Origin of the sequence: Oceanithermus desulfurans (assembly GCF_014201675.1) — a bacterium.
Taxonomy (GTDB): Bacteria; Deinococcota; Deinococci; order Deinococcales; family Marinithermaceae; genus Oceanithermus; species Oceanithermus desulfurans.
This window is the reverse complement of the sequence record NZ_JACHEZ010000006.1, coordinates 25,152-43,968: the sequence shown is the minus strand read 5'-3', so window position 1 is coordinate 43,968 and position 18,817 is coordinate 25,152. Positions and strand designations below refer to the sequence as shown.

The 18,817-nt window shown below is 70.3% G+C and carries 19 protein-coding genes; 10 read left to right on the top strand and 9 right to left on the bottom strand.

Features of this window, described 5'->3' with window-relative positions:
• Window positions 1-22: 22 nt before the first annotated feature.
• The 4 genes from polA to aroE are packed head-to-tail and all read right to left on the bottom strand — an operon-like array spanning window position 23 to window position 4,468.
• Entirely contained in the window at window positions 23-2,542 is a 2,520-nt protein-coding gene (gene polA / locus HNQ05_RS08465; protein ID WP_147146133.1) for a DNA polymerase I, read from the bottom strand.
• A complete protein-coding gene (locus tag HNQ05_RS08460; protein ID WP_147146135.1) occupies window positions 2,539-3,141 on the bottom strand; it encodes an IMPACT family protein in 603 nt (200 codons plus the stop codon). Before HNQ05_RS08460 ends, polA begins: the two co-directional genes overlap by 4 nt.
• Window positions 3,138-3,674 (bottom strand): DUF2179 domain-containing protein, encoded by a 537-nt coding sequence (locus HNQ05_RS08455; RefSeq protein ID WP_147146137.1) that lies wholly within the window; start codon window positions 3,672-3,674, stop codon window positions 3,138-3,140. The genes HNQ05_RS08460 and HNQ05_RS08455 overlap by 4 nt, the downstream gene beginning before the upstream one ends.
• Window positions 3,674-4,468 carry a shikimate dehydrogenase gene (gene aroE / locus HNQ05_RS08450; RefSeq protein ID WP_147146140.1) on the bottom strand — a complete coding sequence of 265 codons (795 nt, stop codon included), beginning with the start codon at window positions 4,466-4,468 and terminating at the stop codon, window positions 3,674-3,676. The genes HNQ05_RS08455 and aroE overlap by 1 nt, the downstream gene beginning before the upstream one ends.
• Before the next feature lie 71 nt (window positions 4,469-4,539).
• On the opposite strand from aroE, the gene hemE reads away from it, so the two are divergent.
• The 4 genes from hemE to sdaAA are packed head-to-tail and all read left to right on the top strand — an operon-like array spanning window position 4,540 to window position 8,793.
• Complete coding sequence (hemE, locus tag HNQ05_RS08445; protein WP_183677757.1) at window positions 4,540-5,574, top strand: uroporphyrinogen decarboxylase; 1,035 nt, start codon at window positions 4,540-4,542, stop codon at window positions 5,572-5,574.
• Window positions 5,571-6,536 (top strand): ferrochelatase, encoded by a 966-nt coding sequence (gene hemH, locus HNQ05_RS08440; protein ID WP_147146144.1) that lies wholly within the window; start codon window positions 5,571-5,573, stop codon window positions 6,534-6,536. Before hemE ends, hemH begins: the two co-directional genes overlap by 4 nt.
• Complete coding sequence (gene hemG / locus HNQ05_RS08435) at window positions 6,533-7,918, top strand: protoporphyrinogen oxidase (protein WP_147146147.1); 1,386 nt, start codon at window positions 6,533-6,535, stop codon at window positions 7,916-7,918. The genes hemH and hemG overlap by 4 nt, the downstream gene beginning before the upstream one ends.
• 8 nt (window positions 7,919-7,926) lie before the next feature.
• Complete coding sequence (gene sdaAA, locus HNQ05_RS08430; protein WP_147146149.1) at window positions 7,927-8,793, top strand: L-serine ammonia-lyase, iron-sulfur-dependent, subunit alpha; 867 nt, start codon at window positions 7,927-7,929, stop codon at window positions 8,791-8,793.
• Here sdaAA and HNQ05_RS08425 read toward each other — a convergent pair whose 3' ends face one another.
• From HNQ05_RS08425 to HNQ05_RS08410, 4 genes are read right to left on the bottom strand one after another with little or no spacing between them, the layout of a single operon-like run.
• A complete protein-coding gene (locus tag HNQ05_RS08425) occupies window positions 8,794-9,057 on the bottom strand; it encodes a hypothetical protein (protein ID WP_041554042.1) in 264 nt (87 codons plus the stop codon).
• A gap of 57 nt (window positions 9,058-9,114) precedes the next feature.
• The gene (lysS, locus tag HNQ05_RS08420; protein ID WP_147146151.1) at window positions 9,115-10,611 is read right to left on the bottom strand and encodes a lysine--tRNA ligase; all 1,497 of its coding nucleotides are present in this window, start codon (window positions 10,609-10,611) and stop codon (window positions 9,115-9,117) included.
• Window positions 10,612-10,613: 2 nt separating this feature from the next.
• Window positions 10,614-11,084: a GreA/GreB family elongation factor gene (locus HNQ05_RS08415; RefSeq protein ID WP_147146153.1), complete on the bottom strand. Its 471-nt coding sequence runs from the start codon at window positions 11,082-11,084 to the stop codon at window positions 10,614-10,616.
• 55 nt (window positions 11,085-11,139) lie between these two features.
• Window positions 11,140-11,505, bottom strand: a complete 366-nt coding sequence (locus HNQ05_RS08410) for a hypothetical protein (protein WP_147146155.1) — start codon at window positions 11,503-11,505, stop codon at window positions 11,140-11,142.
• A 72-nt stretch (window positions 11,506-11,577) separates the two neighbouring features.
• On the opposite strand from HNQ05_RS08410, the gene HNQ05_RS08405 reads away from it, so the two are divergent.
• Genes HNQ05_RS08405 through HNQ05_RS08395 form a run of 3 tightly spaced genes read left to right on the top strand, consistent with a single transcriptional unit; the run spans window position 11,578 to window position 14,009 of the window.
• Entirely contained in the window at window positions 11,578-12,135 is a 558-nt protein-coding gene (locus HNQ05_RS08405; RefSeq protein WP_147146157.1) for a hypothetical protein, read from the top strand.
• 7 nt (window positions 12,136-12,142) lie between these two features.
• The gene (locus HNQ05_RS08400) at window positions 12,143-13,027 is read left to right on the top strand and encodes an LptA/OstA family protein (RefSeq protein WP_183677749.1); all 885 of its coding nucleotides are present in this window, start codon (window positions 12,143-12,145) and stop codon (window positions 13,025-13,027) included.
• Window positions 13,020-14,009, top strand: coding sequence for a hypothetical protein (locus HNQ05_RS08395; RefSeq protein WP_147146161.1), 990 nt, complete (start codon window positions 13,020-13,022; stop codon window positions 14,007-14,009). The genes HNQ05_RS08400 and HNQ05_RS08395 overlap by 8 nt, the downstream gene beginning before the upstream one ends.
• Here the strand turns inward: HNQ05_RS08395 and HNQ05_RS08390 are convergent.
• Complete coding sequence (locus HNQ05_RS08390; protein ID WP_147146163.1) at window positions 14,006-14,995, bottom strand: sugar-binding transcriptional regulator; 990 nt, start codon at window positions 14,993-14,995, stop codon at window positions 14,006-14,008. The two genes, HNQ05_RS08395 and HNQ05_RS08390, sit on opposite strands and share 4 nt — an antisense overlap.
• A gap of 260 nt (window positions 14,996-15,255) precedes the next feature.
• On the opposite strand from HNQ05_RS08390, the gene HNQ05_RS08385 reads away from it, so the two are divergent.
• From HNQ05_RS08385 to HNQ05_RS08375, 3 genes are read left to right on the top strand one after another with little or no spacing between them, the layout of a single operon-like run.
• Complete coding sequence (locus HNQ05_RS08385; RefSeq protein ID WP_147146165.1) at window positions 15,256-16,782, top strand: sugar ABC transporter ATP-binding protein; 1,527 nt, start codon at window positions 15,256-15,258, stop codon at window positions 16,780-16,782.
• Window positions 16,779-17,762 carry an ABC transporter permease subunit gene (locus HNQ05_RS08380; RefSeq protein ID WP_147146167.1) on the top strand — a complete coding sequence of 328 codons (984 nt, stop codon included), beginning with the start codon at window positions 16,779-16,781 and terminating at the stop codon, window positions 17,760-17,762. The genes HNQ05_RS08385 and HNQ05_RS08380 overlap by 4 nt, the downstream gene beginning before the upstream one ends.
• Window positions 17,759-18,799, top strand: a complete 1,041-nt coding sequence (locus tag HNQ05_RS08375; protein ID WP_147146169.1) for an ABC transporter permease — start codon at window positions 17,759-17,761, stop codon at window positions 18,797-18,799. Before HNQ05_RS08380 ends, HNQ05_RS08375 begins: the two co-directional genes overlap by 4 nt.
• Window positions 18,800-18,817: the final 18 nt, after the last annotated feature.

Here is an 18,817-nt window from a genome sequence, read left to right as displayed (position 1 = left end):
ACCGGGCCAGTATACCGCCGGGTCACTTGGCCTCGAGCCAGTCGCGACCGACGCCCACTTCGACGGCCAGGGGAACGTCCAGCTTCCAGGCCTCCTCCATCGTCGCCTTGACGGTCCGGGCCGTTTCCTCGGCGCGCTCCTCGGGGGCTTCGACGACGAGCTCGTCGTGCACCTGCAGCAGCAGCGCCGCCCCCAAGGGCTCGAGCCGCGGGGCCAGCTTGACCATGGCCAGCTTGATCAGGTCGGCGGCGGTGCCCTGCACGGGCATGTTGAAGGCCACCCGCTCGGCCGCCTCACGCACGTTGCGCGCCTTGGAGAGCAGCTCGGGAACGTGGCGGCGGCGGCCGAACAGGGTCTCGACGTAACCGCGCTCGCGCGCCTCGGCGAGGACGCGCTCCATGAAGGCGCGCACCCCCGGGTAGGAGTCGAAGTAGCGGTCGATGAAGGCCTGGGCCTCGCCGTAGTCGATGCCCAGCTCACGGCTCAGGCGGTGGGCGCTCATCCCGTAGAGGACGCCGAAGTTGATCGTCTTGGCGGCGCGCCGGCGGAAGGGGTCGACCTCCGCGTCCTCGACCCCGAACATCCAGGCGGCCGTCTGGGTGTGGATGTCGCGCCCCTCGCGGAAGATGCGCTGCAGGTTCGCGTCGCCCGAAAGGTGGGCGAGCACCCGCAGCTCGATCTGCGAGTAGTCGGCCACCACCAGGCGGTAGCCTTCGCCGGCGACGAAGCCTTTGCGGATCCTGCGGCCGATCTCGGTGCGGATGGGGATGTTCTGCAGGTTGGGGTCGGAGCTGGACAGCCGGCCGGTCGCCGTGCCCGTCTGGTGGAAGCGGGTGTGCAACCGCCCCGTCCGCGGATGCACCAGCTTGGGCAGCGGGTCAAGGTAGGTGCCCTTCAGCTTGGCGAGTTCACGGTACTGCAGGATCTTCTCGACGATGGGGTGGGCCCCGCGCAGGGTCTCGAGGACGCTCGCCGAGGTGGAGCGCTTGCCGGTCTTGGCGGTGCGGCGGCCCGCGGCCAGGCCGAGTTCGTCGTAGAGGACGGTCTCGAGCTGATCACGCGAGTTGAGGTTGAAGGGGTGGCCGGCGAGCCGGTGGATCTCGGCTTCCAGCCGCTCCAGCTCGGCCGCGAGCTGCTGGGAAAGGGCCAGCAGGTAGTCGACGTCGAGCTTCACGCCGCGGCGCTCCATCGCCGCCAGCACCCGCTGCAGCGGCCGCTCGACCTCGCGGTAGAGCCACCACAAGCGCTCCTCGTTCTCGAGCCGGCGGCTCATCTCCTGCCACAGGTAGCGGGCGGCGAGGGCGCGGTCGCGGGCGCGGTCGGTCCAGTCGCCTACGCCGTAGCGCCGCACCGTACTCGCGGGCTGGTTGTTGCTGGGGTCGTAGAGGTAGGCGAGCAGCAGCGCGTCGTCGCCGGGGCGGGCGCGCACGCCCTCCCGCAGCGCCCAGACGGTCAGGTCCTTCGCCTGGATGGCGTCGAGCTGGGGAAAGCGCTCGAGCTCGACGGCGCGCGCCGGTCCCTCGGCCACCCGCTCGTCCCAGGCCGCCGCGAGCTGGCCCAGCTCGGCCCACATCGGCTCGGGTCGGTCGAAGACGTAGCCCAGCCAGGCCCGTTCGGGCGGGGGCCACTCGGCCTCCTGCGCGCCCGGGGCCTGGATCAGGCCCAGCTCCCGCAGCAGCGTGCCGAACTCCAGGTCGAGCAGGAATCGGCGCAGCCCTTCGCTGTCCACTTCGTTGCGGTGGCAGCCGGCCAGGTCGACGTCGAGCGGCACCTCCGTGCGCATGCGCGATATTTCCCGAGAGAAGAACGCCGCCTCCCGGCCCTCCTCCAGCTTCTTGCGGACTCCGGGCGGGGTAACCTCGTCAAGGTGGGCGTAGAGCCGGTCGAGGCTGCCCCACTCGGCGAGCAGCTTGGCCGCGGTCTTGGCGCCCACGCCCTTGACCCCCGGGATGTTGTCCGAAGGGTCGCCGGTGAGGGCGCGGTAATCGACCCACTGCTCGGGGCCGACCCCGTACTTCTGGCGCAGGTAGTCGGGGGTGATGCGGCGCTCGTCGGGGGTGACGACGAGGACGCGGTCGCTGAGGAGCTGGTAGGTGTCGCGGTCGCTGGTGAGGATGACGACCTCGTACCCCTCGCGTTCGGCGCGCCGCGCCAGGGTGGCCAGCACGTCGTCGGCCTCGACCCCGGGCACCTCGAGGCGCACCAGTCCCAGGAGGTCGACGAGCTGTTTGATCTTCTCGACCTGGGGCCCAAAGTCCTCGGGCGGGGCGACCCGCTGCGCCTTGTAGCCTGCGAACTCCTCGTGCCGGAAGCTGGGCCCCGGGGCGTCGAATACGACGATCACGCAGTCGCCGTCCTCGCGCAGCAGCTTGAGCAGGGTGCGGGCGAAGCCGTAGACCGCGTGGACGGGCTCACCGCGGCTCGTGGAGAGCCCCGCGTCCTTGAGGGCGTAGTAGCTGCGGAAGGCCAGGTGGTGGCCGTCCACCAGAACAATGCGCTCGGGTTTGCTTTGAAAGAGACCGGGCTGCTGCACGCCGTTCATTCTAACGGCTGCACGCGCACGCTGCCCTTGCTGGCGTCGCGCAGCGCGGCTTCCAGCTCGGGAACCCGGGCGGCGTCGACCTCCACTTCCCACACGAGGTGGTCCGAGGCGTAGGCCTCGCCCAGCCGCCGGGCCCCGGCGGCGACGAGGATCGGGTAGAGCTTGGCGCTCAGGGCGTAGGGGATCGCGACCAGGAGGCGGCGCTGGGGCTGGATCTCGAGGATCCGCGCCCTCCGCAGGCACTCGGCGGCCACGCCGCCGTAGGCGCGCGCCAGGCCGCCCGCTCCCAGCTTGACGCCGCCGAAGTAGCGGGTCACCACCACGACCACGTGGTCGAGGCCGTGGCCCTCGATGGCCCGCAGGATAGGCTGCCCGGCGGTCCCCCCCGGTTCGCCGTCGTCGGAGAAGCGGTAGGCGGGGCCGATGCGGTAGGCCCAGCAGTTGTGGGTGGCGGAGGGGTCCTTCACCGACTCCAGGAAGAGCCTGGCCTCCTCAGCGTCGTCGGCGCGCGCCGCGAAGCAGACGAAGCGGCTCTTCCTGATCTCCTCCTCGTACCCCGCGGGTTCCGCCAGGGTGCGCAGCGGCCGCTGCGGGTTCACTTGCGCACCCCGCCCCAGAGGGGCCGCTCGCGCACGTGCCCGCCGCGGGCGCGCTGGGTCTGCTCGAGGGTGATGAAGGCCTTGGGGTCGTGCTCCTCGACGAGGCGCAGCAGCGAGCGGACGCTGCGGCGCTGCACCACCACGTAGAGCACCGCGACCGGGCCCTCGAGCCCCCGGCCCTCGACCTCGGTTACCCCGTAGCCCGCGCTCCGCAGACGGTTGACGAGCGTGCGCGCCGAGCCGCGGGTGATGATGCGCAGGGTGACGTAGCCCGGCGCCAGCCAGCCTTCGACCCCCATCCCCAGCGCGGTGCCGACGGCGAAGCCCAACGCCCAGCCCAGGTACTGCACCGGGGAGGTCAGGTGCGCGAAGACGCGGGTGATCGCGACCAGCCAGATCAGCGCCTCGAAGAAGGCCAGCGCCGCGGCCACCCCCCGCTGCCCCCGCACCATGTAGAGCATGCGCACCGTCGAAAGCGGTACGTCGAGCAGCCGCAGCGCGAAGACCAGCAGCGCCGAGAGCAGCAGTTCCATCAGCGCCCCCCCTCCCGCAGCGCCCGCTCCATCACGGCGACCGGGGCCGGCCGTCCGGTCCAGAGTTCGAAGGCGCGCACCCCCTGGCCCAGGAGCATCGCCAGCCCGTCCTGTACGGCGAGCCCGGCGGCCCGCGCCTCCCGCAGCAAGCGGGTTTCCAGCGGCTGGTAGACCAGGTCCACCACGGCCCCCGCTTTAGGCAGGACGCCCGGGGGCAGCGGCGAGGCCTCCGGGTCGCCGAGGCCGACCGAAGTGGCGTTGACGAGCAACGGGGTTCGGCGCACCGCCTTTTCCAGCTTCTGCGGCACCACCAGCCAGCCGCCGACCTCCTCGACGAGGCGCTGGGCGCGCTCGAGAGTGCGGTTGTGCACCCCCACGAGCCAGCCCCGGGCCACCAGGGCGTAGACGACGGCGCGCGCCGCGCCCCCCGCGCCCAGCACCAGCGCTTCTCCGGAGCAGAGCCCGTCGCGCTCCAGAGCCCAGTAAAAGCCGTCGGCGTCGGTGTTGAAGCCCACGAGACGGCCCTCACGGTTGACGATCGTGTTCACCGCGCCGATCGCCGCCGCCACCGGGTCGATTTCGTCGAGCCGCGCGACGACCCGGCGCTTGTGCGGCACGGTGACGTTCACGCCCGCCATGCCGGCGCGTACCTCGGCCAGCCGCGCGGACAGGGCCTCCGCGGGCGTGGGCAGGAGGCGGTAGCGGCCGGACAGCCCGGCGGCCGCCAGCGCGGCGTTCATCATCGCGGGGCTCCTGGAATGGTGGACGGGGTCGCCGATCAGTCCCAGCTGCACCTTTTCATTGTGTCAGGACGCGGCGAAAAAAGCCATCCGGTCTCGCCCGCTTCCCATGAAAGCACGTTACAATCACGTACGTGAACGACGTCTTTCTCCGTGCCGCCAGGGGCGAAGCCACGCCCTACACCCCGGTCTGGTTCATGCGCCAGGCCGGTCGTTATCAACCGGAATACCGCAAGATCCGCGAGCGCTACACCCTGCCCGAGATCGTGCGCCACCCGGAGGTCACCGCCGAGGTGACGCGGCTCCCGGTACGGCAGTTCGGGTTCGATGCGGCCATCCTCTTCGCCGACATCACCACCCCCCTCTACGGCATGGGTTTCGACCTGGACATCGTCGAGGGCCGGGGCCCGGTGATCCACAACCCGATCGACACCGCCGAGGACGTGCGCCGCATCCACCTCTTCTCGGCCGAGGCCCACACCCCCTTCGTGCTCGAGGCCATCCGGATCTTGAAACGCGAGCTCGAGGTACCCCTGATCGGCTTCGCCGGCGCGCCTTTCACCCTCGCGAGCTACCTGATCGAAGGGGGGCCGAGCAAGAACTTCGTCAAGGTGAAGGGCTTCATGTACGCCGAAGAGGAGGCCTGGAACCTGCTGATGCGCACGCTCACCAACGCGATGGTCGAGTACCTGAGCGCCCAGGCCGCCGCCGGGGCCGACGCGCTCCAGGTCTTCGACAGCTGGGTGGGGCGGCTGACCCGCCACGACTACGAACGCTACGTCGCCCCGCACATGCGGCGTCTCTTCGAGGCCCTGAAACCCCTGGGCGTCCCGGTCGTTCACTTCGGCACCCAGACGATGCACCTGCTCAGCCCCATGGCCGAGGCCGGCGGGGACGTCATCGGGGTGGACACCACCACTCCGCTGGACTGGGCGCGCGACCGGCTGGGCACCCGCCCGGTGCAGGGGAACCTCGACCCCACGCTCCTCTTCGCTCCGGAACCGGTCCTCGCCCGCGGCGTCGAGGCCGTGCTTTCGGCGAACACCGGTCGCCCGGGGCACATCTTCAACCTGGGCCACGGCATCCTCCCGGGCACGCCGCCGGACGCGGTGCGCCGGGCGGTGGAGCTCGTCCACACCCTGAGCGAGGTGCGCACATGAACGTCCTGCTGATGTACTACGGTACCCCGTACGACGAAGGGGAGCTCGCCGACTACTACACCGACATCCGCCACGGCCACGCCCCCCCGCCGGCCCTGCTGGGGGAGCTGCGCGAACGCTACCGCTCGATCGGGAAGAGCCCCCTCAACGAGATCACCTTCTCCCTCGCCCGCAAGCTCGAGGGCGAACTGAACCGCCGCCTGCCCCGCTTTACCCGGGGGCTGGCCACCGCCCCCGAGCCGCGCGACCCCCGGGGCGACGCGCGTGTCTACGTTGGGGCCAAGCACAACGCCCCCTTCATCGCCGGGGCCGTCCGTCAGATGGCCGAGGAGGGCGTGGACCGCGCGGTCGCGGTCGTCGCCGCCCCCCACTACTCGCTGCGCTCCATCGCCGAGTACCGCGAACGCGTGGACCTGGCCCTGGACGAGCTGGGCGAGCCTTTTACGGTGCGCTTCGTCGAGGAGTACTACGTCCACCCGGGGTACGTGGCCGCCGTGGCCCGGCGCGTCAACCGCGCCCTGTGGCGTATTCGCGACCCGGAGCGCGCCGTCGTCTACTTCACCGCCCACTCCATCCCCCTCCGCTCCGTCGAAGCCGACGGCGGGGTCTACCCCCGTCAGGTCGAGGCCACGGCGAAAGCGGTGGCGCGGCGGCTCGGGCTCGTCCGCTGGCGGGTGGCCTGGCAGTCGGCGGGGCGCACTGACGAGGCCTGGCTCGGGCCCGACATCAACGACGCGCTGCGCGAGGACGCGCGCGCGGGCCTGCGGGAGGCCGTCGTCGCGGCCGTGGGGTTCCCGGCCGACCACCTCGAGGTCTTCTACGACCTCGATTTTGAAGCCCGGCAGACGGCGGCCGAGCTCGGGGTGCACCTGGTGCGCGCGGAGAGCCTCAACGACGCGGACGACTACGTCGCGGTGCTGGCCGATCTGGTCGAACGGGCCTGGTTCGAGGAAACGCCGTGAAGAAAGCAGCCGTGGTCGGCGGCGGCATGGCCGGGCTGGCGGCGGCCTACTACCTGCAGCGCGCCGCGGAGGTGGCCGGCCGGCCCGTGCAGGTCGTTCTCTTCGAGTCGGACCGGCGGCTGGGGGGCAAGGTCCGCTCGGTGCAGTCCGGCCCCTACCGGCTCGAAGGCGGCCCCGACGCGGTGGTGCGCTACAAACCCTGGTTCCTCGATCTGGTGCGCGAGCTGGGGCTCGAGGGTGAGGTGGTGGGCACCACCCCCGCCAAACCCGCGGCCCTGATCTTCAAGGGCGGGCGCGGCTACCCCCTGCCCGAGGGCCTGAACGTCGTCATCCCCTCGCGCTTCGGACCGCTCGTGCGCACCCCGCTGCTCTCCCCGGCGGGCAAGCTGCGCGCGGCGCTTGACCTCTTCCTGCCGCGCGGCCCCGAGGGCGACGAACCCTTCGGCGCCTTCGTGCAGCGCCGGCTCGGCCGCGAGGTATGGGACAACCTGGCGGCCCCGTTGACCGGAGGCATCTACGGCGGCGATCCCTACGAGCTCTCGACCCTCGCCGCCTTCCCCATGCTCAAGGAGCTCGAGGCCAAGAACCGCTCGCTCATCCTCGGCTCCCTGCGCGCGATGCGCCGCCGCCAGGGCAGCCGCGAAGGCGGCAGCCTCTTCGCCTCCCTGCAGGGAGGGCTTGGGCGCGTCGTCGAGGCGGTGACACGTGCCGCCGACCGGGTGGACTGGCGACTGGGCGCCCCCGTGGAGCGGCTTGAGCACCACGAGGGTCGCTGGCAGCTCTTCGGACCCTGGGGCACCGAAGGCTTCGACGCCCTGGTGCTGGCGGTGCCGGCGCGGGTGGCGGGGGAGCTGCTCGGGCCGCTGGACCCCGAGCTGGCCGCACCGCTGCGGGAGATCCCCTACGGGGACACGGCCACGGTCACCCTGGCCTTCGACCGCAGCCGCTTCCCCGAGGTCGTGGGGCACGGGGTCCTGGTGGCCGCCGGCGAGGGCACCCGCGCCCGCGGCTTTACCTGGCTCAGCCGCAAGTGGACCGGCCGCGCCCCGGAGGACAAGCTGCTCGTGCGCGCCTACTTCTCGGGCGCGGGGGCCGGGCTCGACGAGAAGGGGCTCGTCGACGCGGCCCGCAGCGACCTCGAGCGTATCGTCGGCCCCATCCCCGATCACGAGGCCGCCTGGACCTACCGCTGGAAGGCGGGGATGCCCCAGTACACCGTGGGGCACCTGGACCGGGTGCGCCGCATCGAAGCGGCCCCCAGCCGCTGGCCGGGACTCGAGCTCATCGGCGCCGCCTACCGCGGCGTCGGCCTGCCGGAAGTGGTGCGCGACGGCCGCGACGCCGCCGCCCGCACCCTCGAACACCTATCCCGGGAACCCTGATCCGCGCCATGCCCGAGACCCTGCGTGAACTCGCCCGCTGCCCCCGCACGCCCTCGCGCTGCGTGCTGGAGGGCGAGGTGGCCGCCTCGGGCCGCAGCGAGGAAGAGGTGCTCGCCCCGCTGCGCGAGCGGCTGCGGGTCATGCGGGCCTCGATCGAGAAGGGGCTCGCCACCAAGGCGCCGAGCGTCGCCGGCATGGTCGGCTGGAACGCCCGGACCCTCTGGGAGGCGGACGACCCCTTGCAAGCGCCCCTGCTCAAGCGCGTGCAGGCCTACGCCATGGCCGTGAACGAGGAAAACGCGCGCATGGGCCGCATCGTAGCCGCGCCCACCGCGGGCAGCGCCGGCACCCTGCCCGGCGCCCTCTTCGGCGTCGCCGACCACCTGGGAATCCCCGAGGATCGGCTCCTGATGCCCGTCGTCCTCGCCGCCGGCGTGGGCCAGATCATCAGCCGCACCATCTTCATCGCCGGGGCCAGCGGCGGCTGCCAGGCCGAGATCGGCTCGAGCGCCGCCATGGCCGCCGCCGCGGTGGTCGAGCTGCTCGAGGGCACGGCAGCCCAGGCGGTGCACGCCGCGGGCCTGGCCCTGCAAAACACCCTGGGCCTCGTCTGCGACCCGGTGGGCGGCTTCGTCGAGGTACCCTGCGTGATGCGCAACGGCTTCTACGCGGTCCACGCCGTCAGCGCCGCTCAGCAAGCGCTGGCCGGCATCGAGAGCCCCATCCCCGCCGACGAGGTCATCCTGGCCATGGCCAGCATCGGCCGGCTTCTGCCGCCGGAGCTGAAGGAGACCGGCGAGGGTGGTCTGGCCCAGACGCCGACGGGCAAAAAACTCGCCAAGCGGGCGCTGGGCGAGGCGGAAGCGGAGGGTTAGCTACTCGACGTCGGGCTCGGCCAGGGCCTCGCCCAAGAGCTCGTCGCTGGCGACGCCGGCGAACCACTGCGCTTCGGTGATGCCGTCGAAGGTGACGATGAATTCGGCGTACTTCGCACCCATGAGGCTGCCGTCGGTGCTGTAGGGGTAGTCGGCCGACATGAGGCGGTCGGCGATGCGCTCCACCGTTTCGCGGGGTCCGCGTACACGAACCCTGAAGTGTTCGATCTCCACCTGGGGCTTGAGCACGTCCACCTCCTTCACCGCCAGCTTAGCGGGCGTGCGTCTGGCGTATGTCCCCCCGGGCGGACGCGGCGCGGTTCAGTCTTCCGCGGGCTCGGCCTCCCCCTCCGGCGCGCGCGGACGCAGCAGCGGGAAGAGGATGACGTCGCGGATCGACGGTTGGTCCGTAAGGATCATCGTCAGGCGGTCGATGCCCAGCCCCAGGCCGCCCGCGGGCGGCATGCCGTGCTCGAGTGCAGTGAGGAAGTCTTCGTCGACGCGGTGGGCCTCCTCGTCGCCCCCCTCGCGGCGACGCGCCTGCTCCTCGAAGCGTTCGCGCTGATCCAGGGGGTCGTTGAGCTCCGAGTAGGCCGGAGCCAGCTCCATCCCCGCGACGAAGAGGTCCCAGCGCTCGGTCAGCCCCGGGCGCTCGCGGTGCTTCTTGGCCAGCGGGCTGATCACGGCGGGGAAGTCGAAGACGAAGGTGGGGTCGTGCAGCTCCTCTTCGACGTAGAGCTCGAAGAGCTTGTCGAGGAGCTTGTAGCTGGGAACCTCGACCAGCTCGGGGTGCTTGGCGTCGGCCCAGATGCGCAGGCGGTCGAGGTCGAGGGGGTCGAAGTCGAGGCCCGCCTTGCGGCGCAGCACCTCCACGAAGGAGAGCCTGCGGAACGGGGGCGTGAAGTCGATGGTGCGGCCCTGGTACGTGACGGTGTAGCCGCCCGTCAGCTCCCGCACCAGGCTGGAGAGCATGGCCTCGGTCATCTCCGCCATGTCCTGGTAGTCGGCGTAGGCCCAGTAGGCCTCGAGCATGGTGAACTCGGGGTTGTGCTGGGCGTCGATGCCCTCGTTGCGGAAGACCCGGCCGAGCTCGAAGACCTTCTCGTAGCCGCCGACGAGCAGCTTCTTGAGCGGCAGCTCCAGCGAGATGCGCAGCTCGAACTCGTGGGCGAGCGCGTTGTGAAAGGTCTTGAAGGGCCGCGCCTCGGTGCCCCCGGCCGTTTGCAGGATGACCGGCGTCTCCACCTCGAGGAAGCCGCGCTCCTCCAGGAAGCGGCGAAGGTACCGGACGACCCGGGCCCGGGTGCGGAAGACGACGCGCACCTCGGGGTTGACGATCAGGTCGAGGTAGCGCTGGCGGTAGCGCACCTCCTTGTCCTTGATGCCGTGCCACTTGTCGGGCAGCGGCCTGAGCGCCTTGACCAGCGGCTGCCACCGCTCGACGGCGACGGTGATTTCTCCGGTCTTGGTGGTGAAGACGGTGCCCTCGACCCCGACGATGTCGCCGATGTCGAGCTTCTTGAGCATCCGGTAGCGGTCGGTGGCGTCGCGATGGAAGTAGAGCTGGATGCGCCCGCTCTCGTCGAGCAGGTGGGCGAAGGTCACCTTCCCCATGCGGCGGAGGCTGACCAGGCGGCCGGCGACGCGGACGCGCTCGTCGGGCCAGGCCTCCTCGGGGCCGGCGCCGGCGTGGGCCTGGAGGATCTGCGCCGCGTCGTGGGTCTTTTCGTAACGGTACGGGAAGGGTTCGAACCCCGCCTCGACCAGGGCTTCCAGGTTGGCGAGGCGTTGTTTGAGCTGGTCGGGGGGCGGCCGCATCGCTAGGCACCCACGGAAAGGATGCGGTAACGCCGCTTGCCCGAAGGGGTGTCGACGCGGATCTTGTCGCCCTCCTTGCGCCCCAGCAGCGCCTTGCCCAGGGGCGACTCGTCGGAGACGCGCATGGGCTCCTCAAGCACCGTCGCTTCGGCCGGCGCTACGATCTGCAGCGTCAGGCTCTCACCGGTCTTTTCGTCCTGAACGACGACGACCGAGCCCAGGGTGACCTTGTCGCCCTCGGCGCTCTCGATGATGACCGCGTGGTGCAGGATGTCCTCGAGCGCGTCGACGCGCGCTTCGATCTGCGCCTTTTCGCGCTTGGCCTCCTCGAGCCCCGAGTCCTCGTAGTCCTCGAAGCTCTCCATCTGCTCCTGGAGGATGCGGGTGGCCTCCTCCAGGCGCTTCTTCTCTTCGGCCAGTTCCTCTTGCAGTCGCTCGTAGCCTGCTTTGGTCAGTTTTACCTCGCGTGCCATGCTGCCTCCTTCGGGCGCGACCGCCTGCGAACGACCCAGGGAGCCCCTGGGTCGGTCAGTGCAGTATAACGCGCGCCAGGATTTCCCTCAAATACCGGGGCTCCGCGCGCTCGGCGCAGGCCTGGGTGTCGGCGCAGAAGCTGCGGTAGAGGTAGTGCCGCCCCTCCCCCGCGGGCAGCTCCGCCCGGGCGAAGACCGCGGCGTGGCGGGCGATCTGCCGGCGGCAGGCGTCGCAGAGGACGGGCTTCCCGCTGGGCACCCGCTCCAGCACCTCGAAGCGCAGCTCCAGCGGGTGCTCCCGGATGACGATCCGCCCTTCTTCGTCGCGGTAGTAGAGCACCTCCCCCGCGGGCCAGAGCTCGGGCGGCGTCCCCGGGAAGTAGCGTGCGATGATGCTGCGTTCGTCGCAGTCCTCCGCCATCGCCCCTACTATACCCAGCCGGGTTTAGCGCCGCTTCACGCTTTTCAGTAGGGCGGCCCGTAGGCTGGAACCGTGACCCGATACGCCGTGCTGCTGCTGCTGGGCATCGCCGCGGCCTCGTACTACTTCGCGAACCTTCCGGTCAGCAGCCCGCCTCCGCGGGACCGCGGCGTCGAACTCACCGGCGTAAAGCTGCGGCTCTATCCGAGCTCGGATCCCAAGGCCGAGTGGGTCTTCTACGCCGCGCGCATCGAGAACAGCCCCGCAAAGCAGACCTCGGTGGCCACCGGCCTGCGCGAGGGGGCGCGCTACGTCGACGGCGAGCTGGACCTCACTCTCGACGCCCCCGAGGTCACCATCGACCGCAACGACGACCTGACGCTGCCTTACGCGGTCATCCGCATTCCCCGCGAGTGCTACGAGATCAAGCTGGGCGGCGAGGGCGAGCCCCCGGTGCGCATCCGCCAGGACCGCGGCTTCTACGCCCCCACCTTTACGCTCACGGGCCCCGGGATCTCGGTGCGCGGCGAGCGGTTCCGCTCGGACTTTAAACTTGAAGAGGCGCAGTGGGAAAACGGAGAGGACATCGTCGAAATGGACAACGTCAAGGAGTGTGCCCCCAATGAGTAGCTCGCGCATGACCCGAATCCTGTGGTTCCTGCTGATCGGCGCGCTGGCGCTGGCGGCGGCGAACAGCCGCATCATCAAGATCAGCTACGAGGACGGCCGTCGCAGCGGCAACCTGCGCAACGGCCCCTGGATCTACGAAAGCAACCGGCCCGACGGCATCGTAGGCTCCGTCGGCGATCTGCAGATCCTGGCGAGCAAGGCGGTGCTCGAGGCCCCCGAGGGCATGAGCATGCAGGCCGCCGAAGGCGAGCGCACCGCGACCTTCGAAGGCGGCGTCACGGTGACGCGCGGCCGCCTCACCGCCAAGGGTCCGCGGCTCGTCTACTCCGAGGCCACCGGCCTGGGGGTGCTGGCCGGCCCCGCCGAGATGCACCAGGAACCCGCCAAGGAAGGCGAGGACCCCGTCGAGGTGCGTGCCCAGGAGATGAGCTTCGACGTCGACACCGACATTTCGACCTCGTCGGGCGGGGTGGTGCTGGCGAGCGGGAACCAGAAGGGGTGGGCCGACCGCGTCTACTACGAAGAGGAGCGCGGCCTCGCCGTCTTCACCATGGACCAGGGCACGGTCAAGCTGGTGCGCGAGCGCAAGGACGGCGAGCTCGTCATCAACGCGCCCGAGGTGCGCAGCCTCACCCGCAGCAAGAAGCTGATCGCCACCGGCGGGGTGAAGCTGGTCGACGGCGAGATCACCACCACCGGCGAGGCTCTCTACTACGACGACGAGACCGGCGAGGCCATCGTGATCGGCAACCCCGCGCGCAGCGTCAACGCGGCCGAGGGGTTCAAGACCTCGGGCGGGACGCTCTTGCACAACGTCAACAAGCACCGGGTGCAGGTCTACCGCAAACCCTTCACCCTGCCCTCAGGGGAGTTCAAGAAGGTTGGTGAGTAGAGCCGCAGCCGCCCTCGCCCTCGCCCTCATGCTCTGGGCGGGAGCGCAGCCGGCGGATGAGGCCTGCGTCAACTGCCCCACCGTCGAGCTCGAGCGCGAGGGGAAACCCATCGTCGCCGTGAAAACCAGCCCCGACGACGTCAGCGACGTCTTCGTCATCGAGTACCTGGACGTGCAGACGGGCTACCTCGAGACGCTCGACCCCGACGCGCGCCGCGCGCGGGTGGACGGCGTGGAGCTGTGGTTCGACGCCCGCAGCCACGTCGACCCGGCGCTCGCGACCGGCGACTTCGTCTGGGCCGTCTACAACCCCGACCTCGACGACGGCGGCGGACGGGCCTACCTGCTGGAACTGCGCCCCTATCCCGAGGGGGAGACGGCCCGGCACGACCTGCAGCGCTTCCTGATCTACGACCCTGCGCCCTACCGCACCCGGGTCCGCTTCGGCGAGGACACCGAAGCCTACGGCCACATCGCCCAGGTCGAACGCGTCAAGGGCGTAAGCGAGCGGGTCGTGCTCGGCGACGGCGAGGTCCGCTACCTGGAAGACGTCGACCGTTTCGCGGTAAACCTCTCGGACGGCGACCAGGCCGTCGAGGTGGTTCAGGGCAAGAGCCGCGCCTGGGGGCGCCGCCTCGACTACGACAACACCACCGGCAAGGCGCGGGTGACCGGCCCCATCCGGCTCGAGCGCGCCGGGGAAAAACCGTTGAACGGCTCGTCGCAGACCCTCGTCTACGACCTCGACGAGGACACCCTCACCCTTCAGGGGGAGGTGGTCCTGACGCAGCAGGACCGCACCACCCGCGCAGAGTCGGCTTACGTGATCGAATCCGAAGGCTACGCCTACCTCTACGGGGATCCCGTCGTCAGCCAGGGCCCCGACGGCGAGGTGCGCGGCCGGGTGGTGCGCTACCGTCTCGACTCGGGCGAGCTTCTCGTACTCGAAGGTGTCGAAGCCGTCTTCGACGACGCCCCCTAGGCGACGTCCATCTCCAGCAAGCGGCGCGCTGCGGCCTCGTCGGTGATCAGCACGTTCACGTAGCGACCCCGCAGCGCCCCGTGGATCGCCTGGGCCTTGACCGCGCCCCCGGCCACGCCGATCACGGTATCGATGCGTCGCAAAGCGTCGTGGTCGATGCCGATCACCCTGCGGTTCAGATCGATATCGAGCCAGCGGCCGTCGAAACCGTAGTGCTGCGCGCAAACGTCGCCGACCGCTCCGCTCTTGCGGATCTCCGCGGCCTCCGCCTCCGTGAGGTAGCCCGCCCGCACCAGGCTGTAGTAACCGGATCGGGTGGTGCCGATGCCCACCAGGGCGATGTCGGCCCTGCGGGCCCGCTCCAGCGTCTCGCGGATGTGGCGCTCGTCCAGCAGGGCCTGGCGCGCCGCCGCGCCGTCCACGATCAGCGGCGCGTGCAGCTGGTAGCTGCGGCAGCCGAGGCGCTCGGCCAGCAGCTGCGCCAGGATGGGACCGCTCGTGGGGGTGGCCTCGGCGCCCGTAGCCCCGATGAGCTGAACGACCTCGACGTTCTCGTGGACACGGGGGCGGATCGCGCGGATCATCTCGTACAGCGCTCCGCCCCAGGAGATGCCGATCGTCATGCCGTCGTGCAGCAGGTCCTCGAAGTAGCGGGCCGCCAGCTCGCCCAGACGCTTGAGGGTGCGGGCGTAGGCCTCCTCGCGCCCGGCCAGGACCCGTACGTCCTTGAGGCCGTAGCGCTGCTGCAGCTCCGCGGCCAGGTCGGGGGCGGTCTGTAGTGGATGGTGCACGATGATCTCCACCACCCCGCGCTCGCGCGCCTCCGTGATCAGGCGTGAAACCCCTGACCGCGAAATCCCCAGCAGCGCAGCGATCTCCTGCTGCGTCTTCTGCTCCTCGTAGTAAAGCGAAGCCACCCGCGCCAGGTAGGCGAGGCGGTCTTCGCGCGGGCGGCCGCGGCCGGTTCCGCGTTCGGCCTCATTCATGGACGATGCCCTCCCCGTGTGCACATACGTGACAACACTCTATCACAGCGAATAAGCATCGCTACAAGCAGGCGTTCGATAACACGCGGGTTTTCAAGAGGTACCTGACCCTTGACACGTTCTCGCGAACCGACTTAGGATGTGCACATAAGTTACAACGCGCTGTCATATGTGATTCAGCGCAGAAGCCCGGGAGGCCCCTACGCCATGGTGTTGAACGTAGAAGCATCCAGACCGACCCGTCCCCGCCGGAGGAAGCGGTGAGCGCGCCCCACGCCCCCGCGGTGCCGCCCGACGGACCGCCGCTGCTGCGCCTCCAGGGCGCCTGGAAGGTGTTCGCCGGTGTGCCCGTGCTGCGGGGAATCGACTTCGAAGTGGCCCACGGCGAGATCCACGCGCTTTTAGGCGGCAACGGCTCCGGCAAGTCCACCACGATGAAGATCATCTCGGGGGCCTACCCTCTCGACGAGGGGCGGCTCGAGCTGGAAGGGCGTCCCCTGCGCCTGGACTCGCCCCGCGCCGCGCACGAACACGGCATTTACATGGTGCCGCAGGAACCCCACGTCTTCCCGCACCTCTCCGTCCTGGAAAACCTGGGGATCGGGTTGGGGCTGCCGCCCGCGGTGCTGGCGCACGCGGTGGCGCCGTTGATCGAGGAGCTGGGCTTCGAGGTGCACCTGGACGAACAGGGCGCCTTTCTAAGCATCGCCCAGCAGCAGCTGCTCGAGATCCTCAGGGGGCTGCTGCGGCGCGCCCGGCTGCTGATCTTCGACGAGCCCACCTCGGCCCTGACCTTCCGCGAAGCGGAGAGCCTCTTCCAGCGGATGCGCACCCTGGCGGGACGCGGCATCGGCATCGTCTTCATCTCCCACCGCCTGAACGAGGTGATGGAGGTGGCCGACCGCATCAGCGTGCTGCGCGACGGCCGCATGGTGCTCAGCGACCGGCGCGAGCGCCTGACCCCCCACGACCTCATCGAGGCCATGGTGCCGCCGGGATCGGCGACGGCGGGGGCCAGGCCGCCGGAGAGCGAAAAGCCGGCCCGTCGGGGCGACGAACCGCTGCTCGCGGTTCGCGGGCTGAGCAGCGAGGCCTTCGCGGACGTGAGCCTGGAGGTCTACCCGGGCGAGGTCGTGGGCCTCGCCGGGCTGGTGGGATCGGGCCGCACCGAGCTTTGCGAGGCGATCGTGGGCATCGACCCGCACGCGCGCGGCGAGGTGGTCGTGCACGGCCGCCCCCTCCCCCGCCGCTCGCCGGCGCTCTGCCGCGAGCGGGGCCTCGTCTACGTTCCCGAAGACCGCCACGCCCACGGCATCTTCCTCGAGCTTCCAAGCGTGTACACGATGACGGCCGGCATCCTCGGCCGCCTTGGCCGCTTCTTCCTCGACACCCGCCGGGAAGCCGAGGTGGCCGACGGCTTCGTGCGTTCGCTGAACATCAAGCTGGGCAGCATGTGGCAGCCCGCGGGCACCCTCTCGGGCGGCAACCAGCAGAAAGTCGTGCTCGCGGGGGCGCTCGCGGCCGAGCCCAGGGTCGTCATCCTCGACGAGCCCACGCGCGGCATCGACGCTTCCGCCCGTCAGGACGTCTACCGGCTGATCCGCTCCCTGACCGGCGCCGGGGTCGGGGTGCTGCTGATCTCTTCCGAGCTGGAGGAAGTGGTGGAGCTGAGCGACCGGGTCCTGGTCATGCACCGCGGCCGCATCGTCGAGCGCCTCGAGGGCGGGAACCTCACCCTGGAGCGGGTCACGGCGGCCTCCTTCGGGGTGGCGGAGGTGCGGCCGTGAAACCGCTGCTGCGCAGCCGCGAGGCGCTGGTCACCCTGCTGCTGGTGCTGCTCGTCGTCGTCACCGGGCTGTTCAACCCCAACTTCTTCAAGCCCGACTCGATCGTCGAGATCTTCAACGCCAGCCTCACCCTGGTGCTGATCTCCCTGGGCGAGATGTTCGTGATCCTCACGCGCGGCATCGATGTCTCGGTCGGCGCCACCGCGGGGCTGGCGGCGGTGGTGCTGGGCACCACCCTGAACCTGGGCTGGCCGGTGGGCGCCGCCGCCCTTGCGGCCGTCGCCGCCGGGACCCTGGCCGGCGCGCTCAACGCCTTCGGCGTCACCTTCCTGCGGGTGCCGCCCATCATCATGACCCTGGGCACCCTCGGCATCTACCGGGGGCTGATGCGCATCATCACCGGCGGAAGCTGGATCGAGAACCTGCCGCAGAGCATCAAGGAGCCCAACCTCTGGAGCTTCCTGGGCGTTCCCTTCTTCGTCTGGCTGACCCTCGCCCTGCTGGCGCTCACGGCCTTCGTAACGCTCAGGGTGCGCCTCGCCCGCTACTTCTACGCCGTAGGGGATAACGAGGCGGGGGCCTACCTGCTGGGTCTGCCGGTGCGCTGGACCCAGTTCGCCGCCTACACCCTGGCGGGCACCTTCGCCGCCCTTGCCGCGATCGTCTTCACCTCGCAGATCGGCTTCGTCTCCATGAATGCCGCCGACGGGTTCGAGCTCAAGGCGATCGCCGCCAACGTGCTGGGCGGCGTCAGCCTGACGGGCGGCGTGGGTACGCCGGTGGGCGCCGCGATCGGAGCGCTCTTCCTCACCGCGGTGCACAGCATGCTGATCTTCCTGGGCGTGCCGGGGATCTGGGACAACGCCTTCGCGGGCATCATCCTGCTCATCGTCGTCTACGTCGACTACCGCGTGCGGAGCGCGCTCGAGTTGCAGCGGCGCCAGGCCCGCATCCGCGGCGACGCGGGAGGTGGCGCATGAAGTGGACGCGCTACCTGCGCAGCTGGGAGTTCGCGCTCTTCGTGCTCCTGCTGCTGGAGCTGGCCGTGCTGGGGCTGGTCAACCCCGTCTTCTTCAACCTCGAGAACCTGCTCTACTCGACGCTCGACTTCACCCACATCCTCTTCGCGGCGCTGCCGCTGACCCTGGTCATCATCACTGCGGGCATCGACATCTCGGGCGTCTCGGTGATGGGGCTGGCCTCGATCACCCTGGGCCTCGTCTGGGTGGCCGGGGTGAACGTCTTCGTCGCGCTGGCCGTAGCCCTGCTGGTGGGCGTCCTCGCCGGCGCCTTCAACGGCTTCTTCGTCTCCCGGACCGACGTCAACCCCCTCGTCATCACCCTCGGCACCCTCTTCATGTTCGCGGGTCTGGCCCAGGGCATGCCGGCGCTCCTCGACAAGCTGGGGTTCAAGGCCTACGGCTCGGCGGGCCTCGCGGCCTACCAGTACGAAGGCATCACCGGCTTGCCCGACGCCTTCATCGCCCTGACCGAAGGCAGCCTGGGCATCGTGCCCTACCCGTTCCTCGCGGTGCTGTTCTTCGCCCTCGTGCTTTCGCTGCTGCTGCACAAGACCCGCTTCGGCCGCTACCTCTACCTTATCGGCGTGAACCCCAAGGCCGCCGCCTACAGCGGGGTGCCCATCCGCCGGGTGCTCGTCTGGGCCTACGTGCTCAGCGGCTTCGGGGCGGCGCTCGCGGGGGTGATGCTGACCTCGTACTTCACCTCGGCGCGCGCCGACCTGGGGGGCGACGCCCTGCTGCCCATCATCACCGCGGTGGTGCTCGGCGGGGCCGACATCCTGGGCGGCAGCGGCACGATCCTGGGCACGCTGCTCGCGGGGATGATCCTGGGCTTCCTGCGGCAGGGGCTGCTGGCCCTGGGGGTGACCAACGACCTGATCCAGGTCGTCGTGGGCAGCCTCCTGATCCTGGCCATGGCCGCCAAACAGCTGCTGCACGTCTACGGCGAGTACCGCCTGAAACGCAAGGCGCTTTCCTCGAAGGACGGGAGGTGATCGCCTGAACCAGCTAAC

Bases quoted from the DNA above. Each gene is read 5' to 3' on its own strand.
- polA (WP_147146133.1), bottom strand. From the start codon at position 2,542: ATGAACGGCGTGCAGCAGCCCGGTCTCTTTCAAAGCAAACCCGAGCGC.
- HNQ05_RS08455 (WP_147146137.1), bottom strand. From the start codon at position 3,674: ATGGAACTGCTGCTCTCGGCGCTGCTGGTCTTCGCGCTGCGGCTGCTC.
- hemH (WP_147146144.1), top strand. From the start codon at position 5,571: ATGAACGTCCTGCTGATGTACTACGGTACCCCGTACGACGAAGGGGAG.
- sdaAA (WP_147146149.1), top strand. From the start codon at position 7,927: ATGCCCGAGACCCTGCGTGAACTCGCCCGCTGCCCCCGCACGCCCTCG.
- lysS (WP_147146151.1), bottom strand. From the start codon at position 10,611: ATGCGGCCGCCCCCCGACCAGCTCAAACAACGCCTCGCCAACCTGGAA.
- HNQ05_RS08415 (WP_147146153.1), bottom strand. From the start codon at position 11,084: ATGGCACGCGAGGTAAAACTGACCAAAGCAGGCTACGAGCGACTGCAA.
- HNQ05_RS08410 (WP_147146155.1), bottom strand. From the start codon at position 11,505: ATGGCGGAGGACTGCGACGAACGCAGCATCATCGCACGCTACTTCCCG.
- HNQ05_RS08400 (WP_183677749.1), top strand. From the start codon at position 12,143: ATGACCCGAATCCTGTGGTTCCTGCTGATCGGCGCGCTGGCGCTGGCG.
- HNQ05_RS08390 (WP_147146163.1), bottom strand. From the start codon at position 14,995: ATGAATGAGGCCGAACGCGGAACCGGCCGCGGCCGCCCGCGCGAAGAC.
- HNQ05_RS08375 (WP_147146169.1), top strand. From the start codon at position 17,759: ATGAAGTGGACGCGCTACCTGCGCAGCTGGGAGTTCGCGCTCTTCGTG.